The following is a 16,431-nucleotide window of genomic DNA, read 5'->3' on the forward strand; positions in this document are numbered from 1 at the left end:
TGCGTGTCCCTTCTGCGGGCCGGGTGCCCCGGCCGATCCCGGTTCTAGAAACTGCCGATTCCCTTGCCGATCATCGACACGCCGATCACCAGGAGCAGGACGGCCATGATGACGGCGTTCTCCGCCGCCAGCCACCCGCGCAGGGCGTCCAAGGGCGCGCGGAGACGCTCGGCTGCGACGAGGTAGCCGATGACCGGGATCAGCACCGTCGATGAGGCGATGAGCGTGTAGATCACGACGACCACGACGGCGGACCCGACCGGAAGGGCCGCGCCCCCGATGTCGGTGCCCGCGCCGGCGGCCATGATCAGGTTCTTGGGGTTCACGGCGGACAGGAGGAATCCGAGGCCAAACGCCACGGGGAAGGTGACCGTGTCGATGGCCTTCATCCACTTCGGCAGCGCCGCGTCCTCGCCGGGCTTGGGGCGCTTGCGCCATTGTCCGAAGGCGAGGAGGAAGAGCAGCAGCCCCAGGACGAGCTGCACCACACCACGGATCGGCCGTGAGGCATCAGGGTCGTCCGCCGGCAGGATCGACGACAGGAGAGTGAACACGGTGACGGCGACGACGATCCCGATCACCCACCCGAGGAGGAAGCCGACACTGGTGATGCGCGCCTTGGGCGAGAGCAGCATGAGGATCGCCGCGATGATCGGGATCGGGCTGATCGCGACCCCGAGCGCGAGGGGGAGGATCTCTCCGATGACGGTTCCCATCAGTGACCTTTCTCTGGAGTCGACCCCGTCGTCGACGGAGCCAGATTCGCGATCGCTTCGCGGTTGGTGGCGTAGACGTCTTCCGCCTCGAGGAGTCCGAGGTCGGTCAGGCGGTGCAGTGTGTTCGGACGCACTCGACTGAAAGCGAGGGAGACCGACTGGCCGGCGAGCCAGTGCTTGAGGGCGACGAACGATTCGGCGCCGGTCACGTCCACATCGGTGACGGCTTCCATATCGACGACGAGGTGTTGGACACGGCCGTGGCCAGCAGACGAGATGGCGTCTTTCACGGCGCTCGAGAACACGGCACCGTTGGCGAAGAACAGCGGAGCGGCCAGCCGGATGACGATCACTCCCGGTGCCGTGACGTTTCCGGCCGGAGCGTCTTCGAGCAGCGACTCGCCGGGGTCTCCGCTGGATTCGAGCACGTCGATCGCGGGATTCGACGCGCGTTTGGCGATGTTGATGAGCGCGAGCACGAACGCCACCAGGATGCCCGGGATCGAGCCGATCAGAAGCGTGACGAGGAAGCAGGTCGCGCCGATGAGGAACTCGAACCGGTCCTTGCGCCACAGGTCGATGAAGTCGCGGATGCCGAGCAGCGGGATGATCGCGACTCCGACGATCGCGCCGATGGCCGGCGACGGGATGTCGGCCAGGAGTGCCGTGCCAAACAGGAGCAGCAGCAGGGTGCCCGCGGCGAGGATCAACGCGGGGAACTGCGTACGCGAACCCGCTTGATCCATCGCCGCAGTGCGGGAGGTCGACGAGCCGACGGCGAAGCTGCCCTGCGCGCCGGCGACGATGTTCGACGCGCCGAATGCGAGGAGGTCCCGGTTCGCGTGGAACGGGTAGCCGTGTTTCTCAGAGTATGACCGCGACACCAGCAGGCCCTCGGCCGTCGTGACCAGGGTCAAGGCGATCGCGGAGGGAATCAGCATGAGCCAGAGCGACCAGTCGATCATCGGCCACGTGAGCACGGGCGGTCCTGCCGGAACCTCGCCGAGGACGTCGACGCCCTGCTGATCGAGTCCGGTCACGACGACGACGAGCGTGGTCGCCACCAGGACGATCAGTGCCCAAGGGACGGCGCGGAGAAATCTGCGTCCCAGCAGCAGCACGGCGACCGCGCACACGGAGATCAGGACGGCCCAGCCGTTGACCGTGGTGAACCCTCCGACGAGGTCGACCAGTTTCCCGATGAAGTCCTTGCCGGAGTCGATCTTGACGCCGAGCATCTTCGCCACCTGGCTGACCATGATGTCGAGCGCCAGCCCGCCGACGAAACCCACGAGGATCGGTTTGGAGAGGAAGTTCGCGAGGAAGCCCAGTTTGAAGATCGCGAGGAGCACGAACATGACGCCGCAGATGATCGCCTGGGCCAGCGCGAGAGTGGCGTAGTCGGCGCTGCCGGCGGCGGCGAGGCCGCCGATCGAGGACGCGACGAGCGCGGCGGCTGCCGCGTCCGGTGACGCGACCAGCTGTCGGGAGGAGACGATCAGCGCATACACGATCGTGGGAACGATCAGGGCGTAGAGGCCGGCGGTGGGCGGAAGGCCGGCGATCTGGGCGTAACCGATGTTCAACGGGATCGCGATGGCGAGCAGGGTGACCCCGGCTGTGAGCTCCGTGACGAAGTTGCGCCTGGTCAATCCCGCGAGTGGACGTTGCACATCGCCTCCATCCGCCGGCGCCCCCGTCGAGCGCTCCCGCGTCCACGATCCCACCGGGAGCGTTCTCGGGACCACGTCTCGACGGCAACCTCACCCCTGGTGATTTACGGGGAGAGTGCGGGCTCAGCGAGGTCGTGCGGGCGCAGCGTGGCGGGAAGAGGCAGGTGCGGAGCCGTCAGCGGCGACGAGGCGCGTGACGTCGGCGACGTCGTCGCGCAGTCTCGACCGGCTCCGGCTCCGGCTCCGGCGCCGCGGGAACCGCGGTGCGGTCTCCGGAGAGCCAACGCAGCCAGGTCGCGTCGGGATCGCCCTCGAAGACGAGCGTCCGTGCCAGCAGGGTGAGCGGGATCGACAGGATCGCCCCGAGGGGACCGATGATGAAGGTCCAGAAGATCACCGAGAAGAAGCTGAGCGTCAGACTGAGATCGACGGCATCGCTGACGAACTTCGGCTGGACGAGCACCTGGAGGACCACGTTGACGATGCAGTAGACCGCGACCACTCCGAGCAGCAGCGGCCAGCCGCCGACGACGAACGCCAGGATCGCCGGAGGGACGAGGCCGAGGACGAAGCCGATGTTCGGGATGAAGTTCGTCACGAACGCCAGGATCGCCCAGACGACCGGAGCCGGAACGCCCATCCACCACAGTGCGAGACCGTCGATGATCGCGACGATCGCGCCGAAGCTCGCGTTGACGATGTAGTAACGGCGGACGCCGGTGTTGAGACGCGAGATCCGCGCGATCACCGCGCCCTTGGTCGCGCCGAAGATCGCGGGCGCCTGGCGGTAACGAGCGGCATCCACCGCCATGAAGATGATGTAGGCGCACACGAAGAACAGGGCCGTCGCGACGCTGACCACGGTTCCCCCTATGCTCCGTGCGAGCCCGAGCAGCGTGGTGGGGTCGAGGACCGACGCTGCGGCGTCCGAGGCCTCCTCGTCCAGGCCGAGGGACTGCAGCCACGCCACGAGGTCGTCGACGGTCGTGGCCAGACCGCCTTCCGACACCAGGTCGCCGATCAGACGGGCGAACTGCGTACCTGCGAGCCAGAGCAGTGCTCCCATGATCAGGAGAATCAGATACGCGACTGCGATGACCGCGGTCGTGCTCGCCCACTGCGGCCAACCGCGTCGATCGAGAGGGCGACGGAGGGGCTCGCAGATGACCACGATCACGATCGCGAGCGCGATGGGCCCGAAGAGGTCACGGGCGAAGTAGACGCCGGCCAGAGCCACCGCGCTTGCCGCGAGCATGAGCAGCACCCGCAGACTGGGGGAGAGCATCCGGTCGGGGGCGCGCTCCGGCGCAGGCGAGGTGGTCACGCGGACAGCGTAGTCGACGAGCTCAGAACGGCTCCGGTGCGACCAGCGGTGCCGGGCCTTGCCGGGGGGTGACGACCGCTCTCACCCCGGCGGATTCCAGCGCCTCGGCCACACCGCGGACCGTCGCCGACATCACGGCCGATCCGTGCAGCGGGTGGTGCCAGATCCGAAGGGTGAGCATCCATCGTGTCGGAGAGATCGAGGCGAACGACACGCCGGGATGCTCACGGGCATGAACGCCCTCGACCTCGCCGGCGGCACGGGAGATGATCGCGATGATGTCATCCACGACGATCCCGTCTTCTCTCGCGACCCGGATGTCCACCGCGCTGCGACGCGCGCCGTGACGGGAGTCGTTCACCAGAACTCCGGTGAGGAGCATGGCGTTCGGCACATGCACCGTCCTGCCGTCGACCGTCGCCAGGAGCACCGCGCGTCCGTTGAGCTCCTGGACGACGCCGCGGATCGGCCCGTCGGGGCCGTCGATCTCGATCTCCTCCCCGATCTTCACGGACTGGCGGGATTGGATGAGCACCCCGGCCGCGAAATTGTCGGCGACGCCGCGGAGCACGAGGATCAGGACGACCACGGCGATGGCCGTCATGGCCAGGAGCGGCTGCACATTCGCCCCGAGGAACGCCAGCCCGACGCCGATGCCCACCAGGAGCAGGGCGTACTGGGTGAAGCGTGCCGCCAACTGCGCGACCGAGTCGGAGATGCCCGGCGTCCGTGTCGTCAGCTTGAGCACGCCTTTCCGGGCGAAGCGGGAGAGCAGCCAACCGATGAGGATGGACAGCACCGCCAGCACGATCTGCCACGGCGAGAGTCCATCGGGGAACAGCGCGTCCAGCGTCACGTTCGCCGACCACTCGATCGGGGGCTCCAGCGCATCATCCGACCAGGATGCGGCGTGCGCGCTCGCCGCGGAGGATCCCTCTCATCCGGAGGGGGTGAGCGCGGAGCACGGCTGGTCGGTATCGCCCGTTGAGGATGAACGATGTTCGTCCGCGCTTCCGCAGCACCGGAGACTGAGGGCATGTCGACGACGCCCCCATCGCCGGATCTCCTCACGGCAGCCCGCTCGCACGGCGCGACCCGTGAACGAGCGCGGGAGGCCATCGGTCTCCAGATCTCGATCTTCGCCTTCGTCGTCGCAGCGCTCGTGGCCCTCGTGGTGTTCCGCCTGCGGTCGGCGCCCATCTCCGGCCCCGATTCGCTCGGGCAGTTCGCGGCACTGGCATCCGCGGTCACTGCGGTCGTCGTCTTCGTGCTGGGTCGCGTCATCGCCGCCGATCCCGAGAGGCACAGGCGGCTCGGGGTGCTCGACATCATCGACATCGCGGCCTTCGCCTTCGCGCACGCCATCATCGCCCTGCTCGGGTGGACGCTCGCCGCGACGATCATCGAAGCGGGTCTGATCGGAGCCGTCGTCTACCCCGTGCCCGTCCTGATGCTCGCCGGCGCCGCGAGCGGGCTCACCGCGTACGTGACCTACTACTCCGCGACCCATCTGGACCTGCAGCTGCTGGCGACGGTCCTCGCGGTGTTCCTGGTCCTCGGGATCCTGGCGAGCATGCTGACGGCGAGCGACCCGCAATGGTGGCAGGAGAACCTCAGCGCGCTCGGCATGACCGACGACCTCTCGGCGCGGGCGTTCAACCTCACGCTGATCGTCGCCGGGATCCTCGTGACCACGCTCGCCCGCTACGCGACGAGGGGCATTCCCGCCACGCACCCGCGCGGAGTGACCTCGGTGCGGACCTGCCTCATCATCGTCGGGCTCTTCCTCGGCATGGTGGGCGTGTTCCCCGTCGATGAGCACTTCGCGCTTCACACCGCGGTGGCGTCGGGAATGGTCGTCGCGTTCGCCGTGCTCGTCGTCGCGATGCGCTGGTGGGTGCCCGGAGTCTCGCGCACCTTCCTGCTGCTGGGGTACGTCTTCACCCTCCTGATCGTGGCTCTGGCGGTGTTCTTCGCCGTCGGCTACTACACGCTCACTGCCGTGGAACTGGTGGCCGGGACCGTCGTGTTCACCTGGATCATCCTCTTCATCCGCACCGCTGATGCCCTCAAACGAGACGAGGGAGCGAGGTCGGGCGACTAAAGATCACCCGGGGGATGCCCTTGAGGGGTATCCGGCACGCCACTAGCTTTGGTGCCATGTCGCACCCCGTACGCTCGACGAGGCCGGGACCCACGGTGCGATTCCGGCCACCGGCTCCCCAGCCCGGCGCGATCCGTCGTGATCGGGTGAGCGCAGCGATAGGGGAGGTCGTCGCTAACGAGCAGTTGACGGTGATCAGCGCCCCGAGCGGATTCGGGAAGACGACCGCGGTCGCCGATTGGGCTTCGGGTGTCGATCGGGTCGCGTGGCTCGGACTCCATACGTTCGACTCCGACCCGTCCCGGTTGACTCAGGGGGTCGTGAACGCGCTGCTCACCGGCGCCGAGCGTTCCGGGCGTCCTCTCGATCTCGACCGCGATCTGGACGATCCGGACCGGGCGTACCAGGAGATCTGCCGGGCGTTGGAGGATTCGGACGAGCGCATGCACCTGATCGTCGACGATGCGCAGCGCGCGGGCGAGGAGTGGCGCACGGGACTTCTCGGCATGCTCGCCGAGCAGGCGCCGGAGAGTCTGCACGTCGTCCTGGTGGGGACGACCCTGCTCGAGCTGACGCTCTCCCGTCATCGGCTGATGCACCCGGAGGCCTTCGTCGGCGTCGACACCCTCAGCTTCACGGGAGAGGAGGTGCGGCTGCTGCTCGACGGGGACGCGGCCCACCTCCAACCCGAGACGATCCTCGACGAGACTCAGGGATGGCCGATCGCCGTCAGACTGATGATGATCGGCGGAGCGAGACCCGACGCGCGGCCGCAGAGCGCCTCGAGTTTCCTGGGCAGCTACGTGAGGGAGCATGTGCTCGGGAGCCTTCCTCCCGACGTCGCGGACTTCGTGCTCGAGGCGAGCGTCTGCGGAGAACTCACCCCCGAACTCGCCGCCGCGGTCACCGGGCGCCCCGACACCGTCACGCTGCTCGAGACCTGCCTACGGCTCGGTCTGTTCCTCGACCGGTTCGAGAGTCCACAGGGCGTCGTGTATCGATGGCATGCCGCCTTCGCACGACGATGCGCCGAGATCCTGGGCCAGGATGCAGCGCGCGCGAAAGAATGCCACAGGCGCGCCGCCGCCGCCCTGGAACCGACGGATCCGACGGCGTCGATCGCGCATTCGCTCCAGGCGTTCGACTTCCTCGCTGCGCGCTCGACCCTTCTTCGGCACTGGCTCGGGCTCGTGGTCGGGGCGAGGGCGGACGAGGTCGAGCGCACCGCGACCGAGATGCTGCGACGCACGCCCGACGACGCCCAGGTGCTGCTCGTGCGCGCCTGCGCGAGCGATGTGCTCGGTGACCATCGCGTGGCGCGCGAGTTGTTCCGGCGTGCGGAGGCGTCGATCGCGCGATCGGCCGAACCCGTTGAGCCTGTGGTGCTCCAGATCGCCCGACTGTTCATCGCCGACGAGCGCGCGGAGGTCGCGAGCGCGAGCGCTACGGTGCGGCAGATGCTGCTCGATGACGATTCGACGGAGCTGAGCGACCGCGCCGCGCTCAACTACCTGCTGGGATGGACCGAGATCCGGCATCGCGGCAATCCCCTGATCCCGCTCGAGTACTTCTCCGCGGCGGCCAGGGAGGCACGCGGCTCCGGAGATCGGGAACTCGCGAAACGGGCATCGGGACACCTCGCCTTCGGGCAGACGTGGGCGGGTCGCCTCACCGAGGCCCGGCAGTCGCTCACCCGTGTGCACGAGGAGGAGGACGTCGGTCTGCCCTGGAGCACCTACGCCGGCGGCAGCGCCGCGGCGGCCGCGGGATTCGTCTCCTACTGGTCGGGGGAGCTCGTCGACGCCATCCGCGAGTTCGGGACGGTGATCGCCAACGGCAGCTCCGATCGCTCCTTCACGAGCGTGGCACGCATGATGATCGCCTATGCAGCGGCGGAGACCGGAGACGTCGCTGCCTGCCGTCGCGCGGCGATCGGCATCCAGGACATCCCGCTGGAGGTCGTGCACGGCATCTCCTGGCCGGCGTTCCGTGAATCATCGGTCGCCCTGCTCGAAGAGGCGGTCGGCCGGCAGGACCGGGCGATGCGGATCGCGCGCAGATATGTCCATTGCCCCGACCTCCCCGTCGTCAACGTCGCACTGGCAGGGGTGTTCCGCCGGTCCGGCGAGTACGCGGCGGCGTTGGAGATGCTGCGATCCCTGCGGGCATTCAGCGAGGTGTCGTACGTGAAGTCGGCGACGCTCATCACGGCAGCTCTCCTGCGCCGTCATGGCGGGCACCATGAGGAGGCGCACGAACTGTGCGAGGCTGCCGTCGCCGTCGCGGCGGGGGAGAACATCCGCCTTCCCTTCGGCCCGCGCGAGACAGCGGTGCGCAAGCTGTTGGGAGAGCATGTGCATTTCGGCACGCAGTTCGAGGACTTCATCGGCAGGTGTCTCGCCACGGATACGGCCGGATCGCTCGTGGACGCGCTCTCGGAACGCGAGCGTGATGTGTTCCAGCAGCTCCAGACGGCGCGTACGTTGCAGGAGATCGCGCGGGAGCTGGCGGTGTCGATCAACACCGTGAAGACCCACCAGCGAGCGATCTACCGCAAACTCGGGGTGTCGTCGCGACGTGAGGCCGTGCGGACCACCGTCTGACGTCGACGGCGGCCCCGCAGGAAGCCTCACACCTGGTGCAGTGCCGACGAGAGGATCGTGTTCGCGATCGACGCCGGTATCGGCTGGGTCGCGAGGATGCGGTCCTCTCGGTGGTCGACGTCACGGGCGAACCGCTCGAGCCAGATCGGCTCCACCAGGATGAGCGCCGCGAGTGCGCCGAGGGGAACCGTCGCCGCGAAGTGACGAGCGTCGTCCTCGCCGATGAGACCGGGAGTCTCGAGGGCGAGGCCGGCGAGTGCGAACTCGTCACGGTCGACCTCGACGATCCGGTGTTCCTCGAGGCCGAGCCGCTCGATCATCAGGAAGTCGAGGAGGCGGATGGCGCCGGCCTCCACCTGTCGCAGCAGGGCCTCGAGGACGTTCGGGCCGAGGCGGTCGCCCTCGAGGTGCACGGCGACGAACTCGACGTCGCCGAGCGCCTGCAGAGTCGTCACATCGACCACCTCGACCACGGCCTCAGCTCAGAGCGCGGGTCTTGATGGCCGCGAACTCGTCGGGGGTGATGGTCCCCGCGGCGAGCAGCTTCGATGCCTTGTCGATCTCGTCGCTCGGGCTGGAGCCGGCGACGCTGCGGATGTAGGAGTCGGCTGCCTGCTGCTGGTCCCTGTAAGCGGAGACACTCCGCTCGCCCATGCCTCTGCCGCGCGCGATCAGGTAGACGAGCGCCGTGAGGAAGGGGACGAAGATGAGGAAGATGATCCACACGGCCTTCCACCAGCCGTTGAGCGTGTGGTCGCGGAACAGGTCGGCGACGATGTTGAAGAGCACCATCAGGTAGGAGACGAACACGAATACCCAGAAGAACCACCAGATGATGTCCCAGAAACTGTCCCAGATGGACATGTCGCACCTCTTTCGTCGAGTGACTGCGTACGGCGATCGTGACAGGACGCATCGTCGCGCGGGGGAGTCGCTCACCCTGATCGGGCGACCCCGCACGACGGGCAGGGGTGAGGGTCTCATCCGCTCGGGGTGAGAGAGCGGCCCGCGCCGGGCGCGGCGATGCGACCATGGTGCACAGTCGCGGCCGTGTGCCCCGTGAGAGAGGACCATCCATGAATGACTTCCGTTTCGGTCCCGCCGAGTTCTATCTCGTCGGGTTCGAAGGAACCCGCCCGGACCCCGCGACATTCCGCGCGTTGACCGACCTCGTCGACAGCGGGATCGTGCGCCTGTTGGACTTCGTCGTGCTCGCGAAGTCGGAGACCGGGAAGGTCGAGATCGTCGAGCTCGACGACGACGACGGAGTCCTGGACCTCGGCGACTTCGAGCCGATCGCGGCGGGTCTTGCGGGCGAAGAGGACGTCGAGTCGTTGGCGGGCGCGCTCGCCCCGGGACAGTCGGCTGCCCTGGTCGTCCTGGAACTCGCGTTCGCTCGCACGCTCGCACAGAATCTCGCCGCGGCGGGCGGACAGGTGCTGCGCACCGAGCGTGTTCCGGCGCCCGTGGTGAACGCCATGATGGACATCCTCGATCAGGAAGGTGAATGACATGCCCTTGAGAAGATTCGGTCGCCCCGGACTGATCGGCCTCGCCGCCCGGACGGCAGTGGTGGCCGGGACCGCATCGGCTGTCGGCGGCGCCATGTCGCGGCATCAGCAGGAGCGTGCCCAGGGAGAGTACGAGCAGCAGCAGTATGAAGCCGCGCAGCAGCAGGCGCAGATCGACGCCGCGGCTCAGAACGCCGCATCGCAGTACTCGTCTCCGCCTCCGGCCGCGCCCGCGCAGGGGGACGACCTGATCGCGAAACTGCAGCAGCTCGCGTCCCTCAAGGACTCCGGCGTCCTCTCCGAGGCCGAGTTCGCCGCGGCGAAGCAGAAGCTCCTGAGCTGAACACACCGATGATTCGTCGTCTGCGGGATGGCCGAAACGAGAAGGACGAATGAGCGAACTGGACGATCTGCGAGCGCGTGTCCTTCTTCTCGAACAGGAGAACGAGACACTCAAGAAGCCCCGTCGGCGTCCGGTGGCCAGAAGCATCGTCGCGGGAATCGTGCTGGCTCTTGCGGTGCTGATGGCACCGATCGCCGCGATGGGGACCTGGGCGCGCCTGCAGCTCGTCGACGCCGATCGGTTCGTCGCGACGTTCGCACCTCTGGCCGAAGACCCTGACGTGCAGGACTTCGTCGCGGATCAGGTCAGCTCGGCGATCCACGAGCAGGTGGACTTCGATGCGATCGTCGGCGAGGTGTTCGACGGGATCCGTGAACTCGACCTTCCGCCCCGTGCCTCCTCCGCCCTGTCGTTGCTGGAGGCTCCGGCGGCCAGTGGGCTGACCTCCCTCGTCGACGGTGTCATCCATGACGTCGTGGCATCGGACCAGTTCGCCGACATCTGGGCGCAGACGCTGCGCATCACCCATGAACGTGCCGTCGCGATCCTGCAGAACAGCCCTGACACCGCCCTGCAGCTCGCAGACGACGGGGTGCTCTCGATCGACCTGGGGCAGGTCGTCGACCGCGTCAAGGCGGTACTGACGGAGCGCGGTGTCGGGTTCGCCGACCTGATCCCGGAGATCGACCGGTCGGTTCCCATCGCCCAGGCGGATGCCCTCGTCCTGGTGCGCACGATCTATCAAATCGCGGTGGCTGCCGGATTCTGGCTGCCATGGGTCGTTCTCGGTCTCGTCGTCGTCGGCGTCCTCCTCGCGAGGAACCGCGCGCGAGCTCTCTTCTGGACCAGCGCGGGATTCGCCGTCGCGTTCCTGCTCCTGTCGGCGGGGATGGGCATCGGAAGAACGTTCTTCATCGGCGCCGTGAGCCCGTCGATCATGACGGCGGCGGCCGCGCAGTCGCTGTTCGACGAAGTCACGTCGCTGCTGAGCTCGACGATCGTGGCTCTGGCCCTGGTCGGAGTGCTCGTCGCCGCGTGGGCGTGGCTGGCCGGCTCGAGCCGCAGCGCCGTGGTGACGCGCGGAATCCTGGAAAGCGGCTTCACGGCGGTCCGGAGCACCTGGGAACGACGAGGCCTGTCGACCGGACGATTCGGCCTCGCGGTCGATCGCTTCCACGGTCCGATCCTTCTGGTCGCGCTGGTGCTCGCGCTCCTCATCCTCATGGCGTCGAGACCGGTCTCGTTCGGTGCGGTGTTCGGGGTGACCGTCGGACTGCTCGTCTTCGCCATCGTGGTCGAGCTGCTCAGGCGACCCCCGGGCGCAGCGATCACTTCCCCGAGGGAAGAGCCACTGGTCGAAGAGACGGAGGAAACGGAACCGGCCGACGCGGAGAACGCCCGACGGTGAGTCTCCGACGGGCGTTCTCCACGACATCTCACGCGTGCGCGGAGTCCGGAAACACCTTCTCCCAGTCGTCTCTGACGCTCACGACGGTGTAGCCCTTGTCCGCAGCATCCGCGAGGGCCTTCTCGGCGCCCGCGTCGTAGGGGATGTCGCCGCGTGACGGGTCGTCGTGGTGGACGAGGAGTGCGAAACCCGGCCGCGGTCCTCGGCGTGCGAAGTCCATCATCGCCGTGTCGCCGTTGGAGTTGCCCCCCACGAACAGGGGGCGCCGGCCGATGCGGGTCCAGATGCGGATCGGCTTCTCGGGACCATCGTCGAAGAAGGCCAAGGAGGACGAGTACCGCACGGTCGCCTCTGCATCGTCCCACGCGAGACCGAAGGCCGACCCCACCACGCGCTCCGGGGGGATCCCGTAGTTGGCCTGCGTCATCGGACGCATGAAGTCACGCTCACCTCCCGAGACGATGTAGCAGGTGAAGCCGTGGTGCTCCAGAAACCTGAGCAACTCGACCATCGGCTGATACACGGTCTCGGCGTAGGGGCGCTGCAACGTCGGATGCTGCGCGGTGCGGTAGAACTCCGCCACCGACGCCGCGTAGTCCTCCACGCTCATCCCATCCGTGAGCCCGACCAGCGCCTGGATGATGATCCCGAGGTCGGAGTCGTCACCACCGTAGTGCTTGTCGATCGCCGCTCCCAGCCACGCGAAGTCGCCGCTCACGGCTGCGAGATACGGCTGCCTCTCGGCGAGCTCAGGTGCCCGCTCCGCAGCCGCACGCCACTGCTCCACGACGAAGTGCAGCTGTGTGATCATCGGCTTCTCCGACCACAGGGTCCCGTCGTTGTCGAACACCGCGATGCGCTCCTCGACGGGAACGGCGTCTGGCCCCGATGTCACGGAGGCGACGAAAGCCTCGATGTCTCGGCGTGTGCGGGTGTCGCGCCAGGAGGGGAGGGAAGGGTGAGCGGTCATGTGCGATCCTCGCGTCTCTTCGAATGCCGGCGGAAGCATCAGCGTGGCATCGTCCCGCGGTTCTCGACAGGCTGACATCACCCCGCCGGGGCGATGGTCCGCCCGGTCGAACACGGAGATCACCGCGTGAGCGGAATACCCCAGGAGGGTATAGGGTTGACACGAAGGAGTACCCCACCCGGGTATGCTGAATCGAGAAAGGAACCCTCATGAACACGAGCGAGTACCAGGTGAGCGGAATGAGCTGCGGCCACTGCGAGGTCGCGATCCGCGGCGAAGTCGGCCAGATTCCCGGTGTCGATGCAATCGACATCAGCGCTCAGACCGGCAGGCTCGTCGTGACGAGCGCAGAGCCCCTCGACGACGCGGCGATCCTCGCGGCGGTCGACGAGGCGGGTTACCAGGCAGTACCCGCCTGATGAACACCGCAGGCCGTCTCGGCCTCTACGGCGCGGGTCTCGTGGTGGTCTTCGGGGTCGCGTTCGGGGTGGCCGGCGCCGTCGTTCCCGACAGCGCTGTGGCCTCCTGGATGGAGCGCGGGGGAGCCGGCCACGATGAGCAGTCGGCGGAACCCGCCACGCAGAACACGGATAACGGGAAAGAGCAGGGGACAGACGTGAGTGGAGTGATGATCGCCGCATCCGGATACACCATCGGCGCGATCTCGGCCCCGGGGGAGACCGGGACCGCGGGGGAGCTCTCCTTCGTGGTGCGAGGGCCCGAGGGCGAGCCGGTCACCTCGTACGAGACGGCCCATGGCAAGCAGCTTCACCTGATCGTGGTGCGCAGTGACGGCAGCCGATATCGGCATGTGCATCCCGTGCTCGATGTCGGGACGGGGGCCTGGTCGCTGCCATGGACCTGGGAGGCTGCGGGTACGTACCGTGTGTACGCCGACTTCACCGCATCGGACGGGCCCGGGGTGACGCTCTCACGGACCGTCGATGTGGGCGGGCCCTTCACGCCGCAGCCTCCGGCCGAGACGCGGTCCACCGCCACCGTCGATGGATTCGACGTGTCGATCAGTGGTGACCTCGTCGCCGGTGCCGGGAGCGAGTTGACGGTCGAGATCGCTCGGGACGGGGTACCCGTCACCACGCTCGAGCCCTATTTGGGTGCGTTCGGGCATCTGGTCGCACTCCGTGACGGAGACCTGGCCTACCTGCACGTGCACGCGCACGGAGATGAGCCCGAACCGGGTGAGGTCGCCGGTCCCGAGGTCGTCTTCACCGCGCAGGCTCCGACCGCCGGCAGGTACCTGCTCTACCTCGACTTCCAGGTCGACGGGAAGGTCCACACCGCGCCGTTCGTCCTCGATGCGGTTCCCGCCGACCTGTCGTCGAACGACACGGGCGACGACCACGGCGGGCACTGAACCGCACCACCCCACTCTTTCCGCGTCCTCGGACGCGGAGCGCAAGTATCGAGGAGATCATCATGACGGACACGCAGTCCGCGGCCGCACCGGCCAGCGTGGAGCTGGAGATCGGCGGCATGACCTGCGCATCGTGCGCGATGCGGATCGAGAAGAAGCTGAATCGGATCGACGGCGTCACGGCGACCGTGAACTATGCCACGGAGAAGGCCAAGGTGATCGCCCCGGCCGGCTTCGATCCTGCTCTGCTCATCGCGGAGGTGGAGAAGACCGGATATACCGCGGCCCTTCCTGCGCCCGAAGCCGAGACGCGTCAGGACGATGCGGGCGATGCCCCCGATGCCGAACTCACGAGTCTCAAGCACCGGCTCATCGCCTCGATCGTCCTGACGGTCCCGGTCATCGCGATGGCGATGATCCCGGCGCTCCAGTTCATGTACTGGCAGTGGCTCTCGCTCGCGCTCGCCGGTCCCGTCATCGTGTGGGCGGCGTGGCCGTTCCACAAGGCGGCGTGGACGAACCTGCGCCACGGCGCAGCGACCATGGACACCCTGATCTCGATGGGGACCATCGCCGCATTGCTGTGGTCGCTCTACGCCCTGTTCTTCGGGACTGCAGGAGTCCCCGGGATGACGCACCCGTTCGAGCTGACCGTGGCTCCGAGTGACGGCGCCGCGAACATCTACCTCGAGGTGGGGGCGGGGGTGACGATGTTCATCCTCGCCGGGCGCTACTTCGAGAAGCGCTCCAAGCGCCAGGCCGGGGCCGCGCTGCGCGCGCTGCTCGAACTCGGAGCCAAGGACGTCGCCGTGATCCGCGACGGTATCGAGAAGCGGATTCCCACGGCCGACCTCCAGCCGGGCGATGAGTTCGTCGTACGCCCCGGTGAGAAGATCGCCACGGACGGGGTCATCGTCTCGGGGAGCTCGGCCGTCGACGCCTCGATGCTGACCGGCGAGTCGGTGCCGGTCGAGGTCGGTGAAGGGGACGCCGTGACCGGCGCGACCGTGAACGCCGGTGGCCGCCTGGTCATCCGGGCGACCCGTGTCGGCTCCGACACGCAGCTGGCGCAGATGGCGAAGCTGGTCGAGGACGCGCAGACGGGGAAGGCCGAGGTGCAGCGCCTCGCCGACCGCGTCTCCGGGATCTTCGTGCCGATCGTCATCGCGATCGCCCTCGCCACCCTCGGGGCATGGCTGGGAGCCGGGTTCCCTGCCTCCGCAGCCTTCACGGCGGCCGTCGCCGTGCTCATCATCGCCTGCCCCTGCGCGCTGGGTCTCGCCACACCGACCGCTCTGCTGGTGGGGACGGGACGCGGAGCGCAGATGGGCATCCTCATCAAAGGACCCGAGGTGCTCGAATCCACCCGCAAGGTCGACACGGTCGTGCTCGACAAGACGGGCACCGTGACGAGCGGCAAGATGACGCTCACCGCCGTGCACACCGCGGAGGGCGTCGATCGACGCGAGCTCCTGCGGCTGGCAGGCGCCGTGGAAGACGCGTCGGAGCACCCCATCGCGCAGGCAGTGGCGAAAGCCGCGACTCAGGAGATCGGCGCACTCCCGGTGCCCGAGGACTTCGTCAACGTCGAAGGCAAGGGTGTTCAGGGCGTGATCGAGGGGCACGCGGTGCTCGTGGGCCGGGAATCGCTGTTGGCCGAGTGGTCGCTGCACCTGCCCTCCGCGCTCGCTGCCGCGAAAGCGGAGGCCGAGAGTCAGGGCAAGACCGCCATCGCGGTCGGGTGGGACGGCGAGGCGCGGGGCGTGCTCGTCGTCGCCGACACGGTGAAGCCGACCAGTGCGCAGGCCATCTCGCAGCTCAAGCGTCTGGGCCTCACGCCCGTCCTCCTCACCGGCGACAACCGGGCGGTGGCGGAGCAGATCGCGGCAGAGGTCGGCATCACCGATGTCATCGCCGAGGTGCTCCCGAAGGAGAAGGTCGATGTGATCACACGGCTGCAGCGCGATGGCAAGGTCGTCGCGATGGTCGGGGACGGCGTGAATGACGCGGCCGCACTCGCCCAGGCCGATCTGGGGCTCGCGATGGGCACAGGGACCGATGCGGCGATCGAGGCCAGCGACATCACACTGGTCCGCGGAGATCTGCGCAGTGCCGCGGACGCCATCCGCCTGTCCCGCAGGACTCTGGGCACGATCAAGGGCAACCTGTTCTGGGCCTTCGCCTACAACGTCGCGGCGATCCCGCTCGCAGCGCTCGGCTTGCTCAACCCCATGCTCGCCGGCGCGGCGATGGCGTTCTCCAGCGTCTTCGTGGTCGGCAACAGCCTCCGCCTGCGTTCCTTCCGGAGCCAGACGGCGGCCCCCTCTCCGGCAGGGAGCCGTGCGGCGCGGGAACGCGCGACACCGGCAGTCCCCGCAGGAACCCACTGAAACCGAAAGAGGAG

At 68.0% G+C, this 16,431-nt stretch carries 15 protein-coding genes; 8 read left to right on the forward strand and 7 right to left on the reverse strand.

Annotated elements, in window-relative coordinates:
• Nucleotides 1–44: 44 nt before the first annotated feature.
• From B2869_RS09810 to B2869_RS09825, 4 genes are all read right to left on the reverse strand, one after another.
• Entirely contained in the window at nucleotides 45–716 is a 672-nt protein-coding gene (locus tag B2869_RS09810) for a GAP family protein (RefSeq protein ID WP_292765727.1), read from the reverse strand.
• On the reverse strand, nucleotides 716–2,368 hold the full coding sequence (locus tag B2869_RS09815; protein WP_292765730.1) for a SulP family inorganic anion transporter: 1,653 nt from the start codon (nucleotides 2,366–2,368) through the stop codon (nucleotides 716–718). Before B2869_RS09815 ends, B2869_RS09810 begins: the two co-directional genes overlap by 1 nt.
• A 196-nt stretch (nucleotides 2,369–2,564) precedes the next feature.
• Nucleotides 2,565–3,713, reverse strand: a complete 1,149-nt coding sequence (locus B2869_RS09820; RefSeq protein WP_292765734.1) for an AI-2E family transporter — start codon at nucleotides 3,711–3,713, stop codon at nucleotides 2,565–2,567.
• Between the two features lie 22 nt (nucleotides 3,714–3,735).
• Nucleotides 3,736–4,569: a mechanosensitive ion channel family protein gene (locus tag B2869_RS09825; protein WP_292765737.1), complete on the reverse strand. Its 834-nt coding sequence runs from the start codon at nucleotides 4,567–4,569 to the stop codon at nucleotides 3,736–3,738.
• A gap of 180 nt (nucleotides 4,570–4,749) precedes the next feature.
• Between B2869_RS09825 and B2869_RS09830 the strand changes: the two genes are divergently transcribed.
• Nucleotides 4,750–5,817: a DUF998 domain-containing protein gene (locus tag B2869_RS09830; protein WP_292765740.1), complete on the forward strand. Its 1,068-nt coding sequence runs from the start codon at nucleotides 4,750–4,752 to the stop codon at nucleotides 5,815–5,817.
• Nucleotides 5,818–5,873: 56 nt separating this feature from the next.
• The gene (locus B2869_RS09835) at nucleotides 5,874–8,420 is read left to right on the forward strand and encodes a LuxR C-terminal-related transcriptional regulator (RefSeq protein ID WP_292765743.1); all 2,547 of its coding nucleotides are present in this window, start codon (nucleotides 5,874–5,876) and stop codon (nucleotides 8,418–8,420) included.
• Between the two features lie 26 nt (nucleotides 8,421–8,446).
• Here the strand turns inward: B2869_RS09835 and B2869_RS09840 are convergent, their stop codons facing one another.
• Nucleotides 8,447–8,875: a DUF6325 family protein gene (locus B2869_RS09840; RefSeq protein ID WP_136023755.1), complete on the reverse strand. Its 429-nt coding sequence runs from the start codon at nucleotides 8,873–8,875 to the stop codon at nucleotides 8,447–8,449.
• A gap of 22 nt (nucleotides 8,876–8,897) precedes the next feature.
• A complete protein-coding gene (locus B2869_RS09845; RefSeq protein ID WP_029258448.1) occupies nucleotides 8,898–9,284 on the reverse strand; it encodes an SHOCT domain-containing protein in 387 nt (128 codons plus the stop codon).
• A 212-nt stretch (nucleotides 9,285–9,496) separates the two neighbouring features.
• Between B2869_RS09845 and B2869_RS09850 the strand changes: the two genes are divergently transcribed.
• From B2869_RS09850 to B2869_RS09860, 3 genes are read left to right on the forward strand one after another with little or no spacing between them, the layout of a single operon-like run.
• Complete coding sequence (locus B2869_RS09850) at nucleotides 9,497–9,931, forward strand: DUF6325 family protein (protein WP_021198022.1); 435 nt, start codon at nucleotides 9,497–9,499, stop codon at nucleotides 9,929–9,931.
• A gap of 1 nt (nucleotide 9,932) precedes the next feature.
• Complete coding sequence (locus B2869_RS09855; RefSeq protein ID WP_029258446.1) at nucleotides 9,933–10,274, forward strand: SHOCT domain-containing protein; 342 nt, start codon at nucleotides 9,933–9,935, stop codon at nucleotides 10,272–10,274.
• A 49-nt stretch (nucleotides 10,275–10,323) separates the two neighbouring features.
• The gene (locus B2869_RS09860) at nucleotides 10,324–11,682 is read left to right on the forward strand and encodes a hypothetical protein (RefSeq protein WP_292765753.1); all 1,359 of its coding nucleotides are present in this window, start codon (nucleotides 10,324–10,326) and stop codon (nucleotides 11,680–11,682) included.
• A gap of 28 nt (nucleotides 11,683–11,710) precedes the next feature.
• On the opposite strand, the gene B2869_RS09865 is transcribed toward B2869_RS09860, so the two are convergent.
• Entirely contained in the window at nucleotides 11,711–12,652 is a 942-nt protein-coding gene (locus tag B2869_RS09865; protein WP_292765756.1) for an HAD family hydrolase, read from the reverse strand.
• 209 nt (nucleotides 12,653–12,861) lie between these two features.
• Here B2869_RS09865 and B2869_RS09870 point away from each other — a divergent pair, with 209 nt between their 5' ends.
• From B2869_RS09870 to B2869_RS09880, 3 genes are all read left to right on the forward strand, one after another.
• The gene (locus B2869_RS09870; protein WP_029258443.1) at nucleotides 12,862–13,071 is read left to right on the forward strand and encodes a heavy-metal-associated domain-containing protein; all 210 of its coding nucleotides are present in this window, start codon (nucleotides 12,862–12,864) and stop codon (nucleotides 13,069–13,071) included.
• On the forward strand, nucleotides 13,071–14,027 hold the full coding sequence (locus tag B2869_RS09875) for a heavy-metal-associated domain-containing protein (RefSeq protein WP_292765761.1): 957 nt from the start codon (nucleotides 13,071–13,073) through the stop codon (nucleotides 14,025–14,027). The genes B2869_RS09870 and B2869_RS09875 overlap by 1 nt, the downstream gene beginning before the upstream one ends.
• A gap of 62 nt (nucleotides 14,028–14,089) precedes the next feature.
• A complete protein-coding gene (locus tag B2869_RS09880) occupies nucleotides 14,090–16,417 on the forward strand; it encodes a heavy metal translocating P-type ATPase (RefSeq protein WP_292765763.1) in 2,328 nt (775 codons plus the stop codon).
• Nucleotides 16,418–16,431 lie beyond the last annotated feature (14 nt).

The organism is Microbacterium sp. UBA3486 (assembly GCF_002377845.1).
GTDB classification, from domain to species: domain Bacteria; phylum Actinomycetota; class Actinomycetes; order Actinomycetales; family Microbacteriaceae; genus Microbacterium; species Microbacterium maritypicum_A.

Bases quoted from the DNA above. Each gene is read 5' to 3' on its own strand.
- B2869_RS09810 (WP_292765727.1), bottom strand. From the start codon at position 716: ATGGGAACCGTCATCGGAGAGATCCTCCCCCTCGCGCTCGGGGTCGCG.
- B2869_RS09830 (WP_292765740.1), top strand. From the start codon at position 4,750: ATGTCGACGACGCCCCCATCGCCGGATCTCCTCACGGCAGCCCGCTCG.
- B2869_RS09835 (WP_292765743.1), top strand. From the start codon at position 5,874: ATGTCGCACCCCGTACGCTCGACGAGGCCGGGACCCACGGTGCGATTC.
- B2869_RS09845 (WP_029258448.1), bottom strand. From the start codon at position 9,284: ATGTCCATCTGGGACAGTTTCTGGGACATCATCTGGTGGTTCTTCTGG.
- B2869_RS09850 (WP_021198022.1), top strand. From the start codon at position 9,497: ATGAATGACTTCCGTTTCGGTCCCGCCGAGTTCTATCTCGTCGGGTTC.
- B2869_RS09855 (WP_029258446.1), top strand. From the start codon at position 9,933: ATGCCCTTGAGAAGATTCGGTCGCCCCGGACTGATCGGCCTCGCCGCC.
- B2869_RS09860 (WP_292765753.1), top strand. From the start codon at position 10,324: ATGAGCGAACTGGACGATCTGCGAGCGCGTGTCCTTCTTCTCGAACAG.
- B2869_RS09865 (WP_292765756.1), bottom strand. From the start codon at position 12,652: ATGACCGCTCACCCTTCCCTCCCCTCCTGGCGCGACACCCGCACACGC.
- B2869_RS09870 (WP_029258443.1), top strand. From the start codon at position 12,862: ATGAACACGAGCGAGTACCAGGTGAGCGGAATGAGCTGCGGCCACTGC.
- B2869_RS09875 (WP_292765761.1), top strand. From the start codon at position 13,071: ATGAACACCGCAGGCCGTCTCGGCCTCTACGGCGCGGGTCTCGTGGTG.
- B2869_RS09880 (WP_292765763.1), top strand. From the start codon at position 14,090: ATGACGGACACGCAGTCCGCGGCCGCACCGGCCAGCGTGGAGCTGGAG.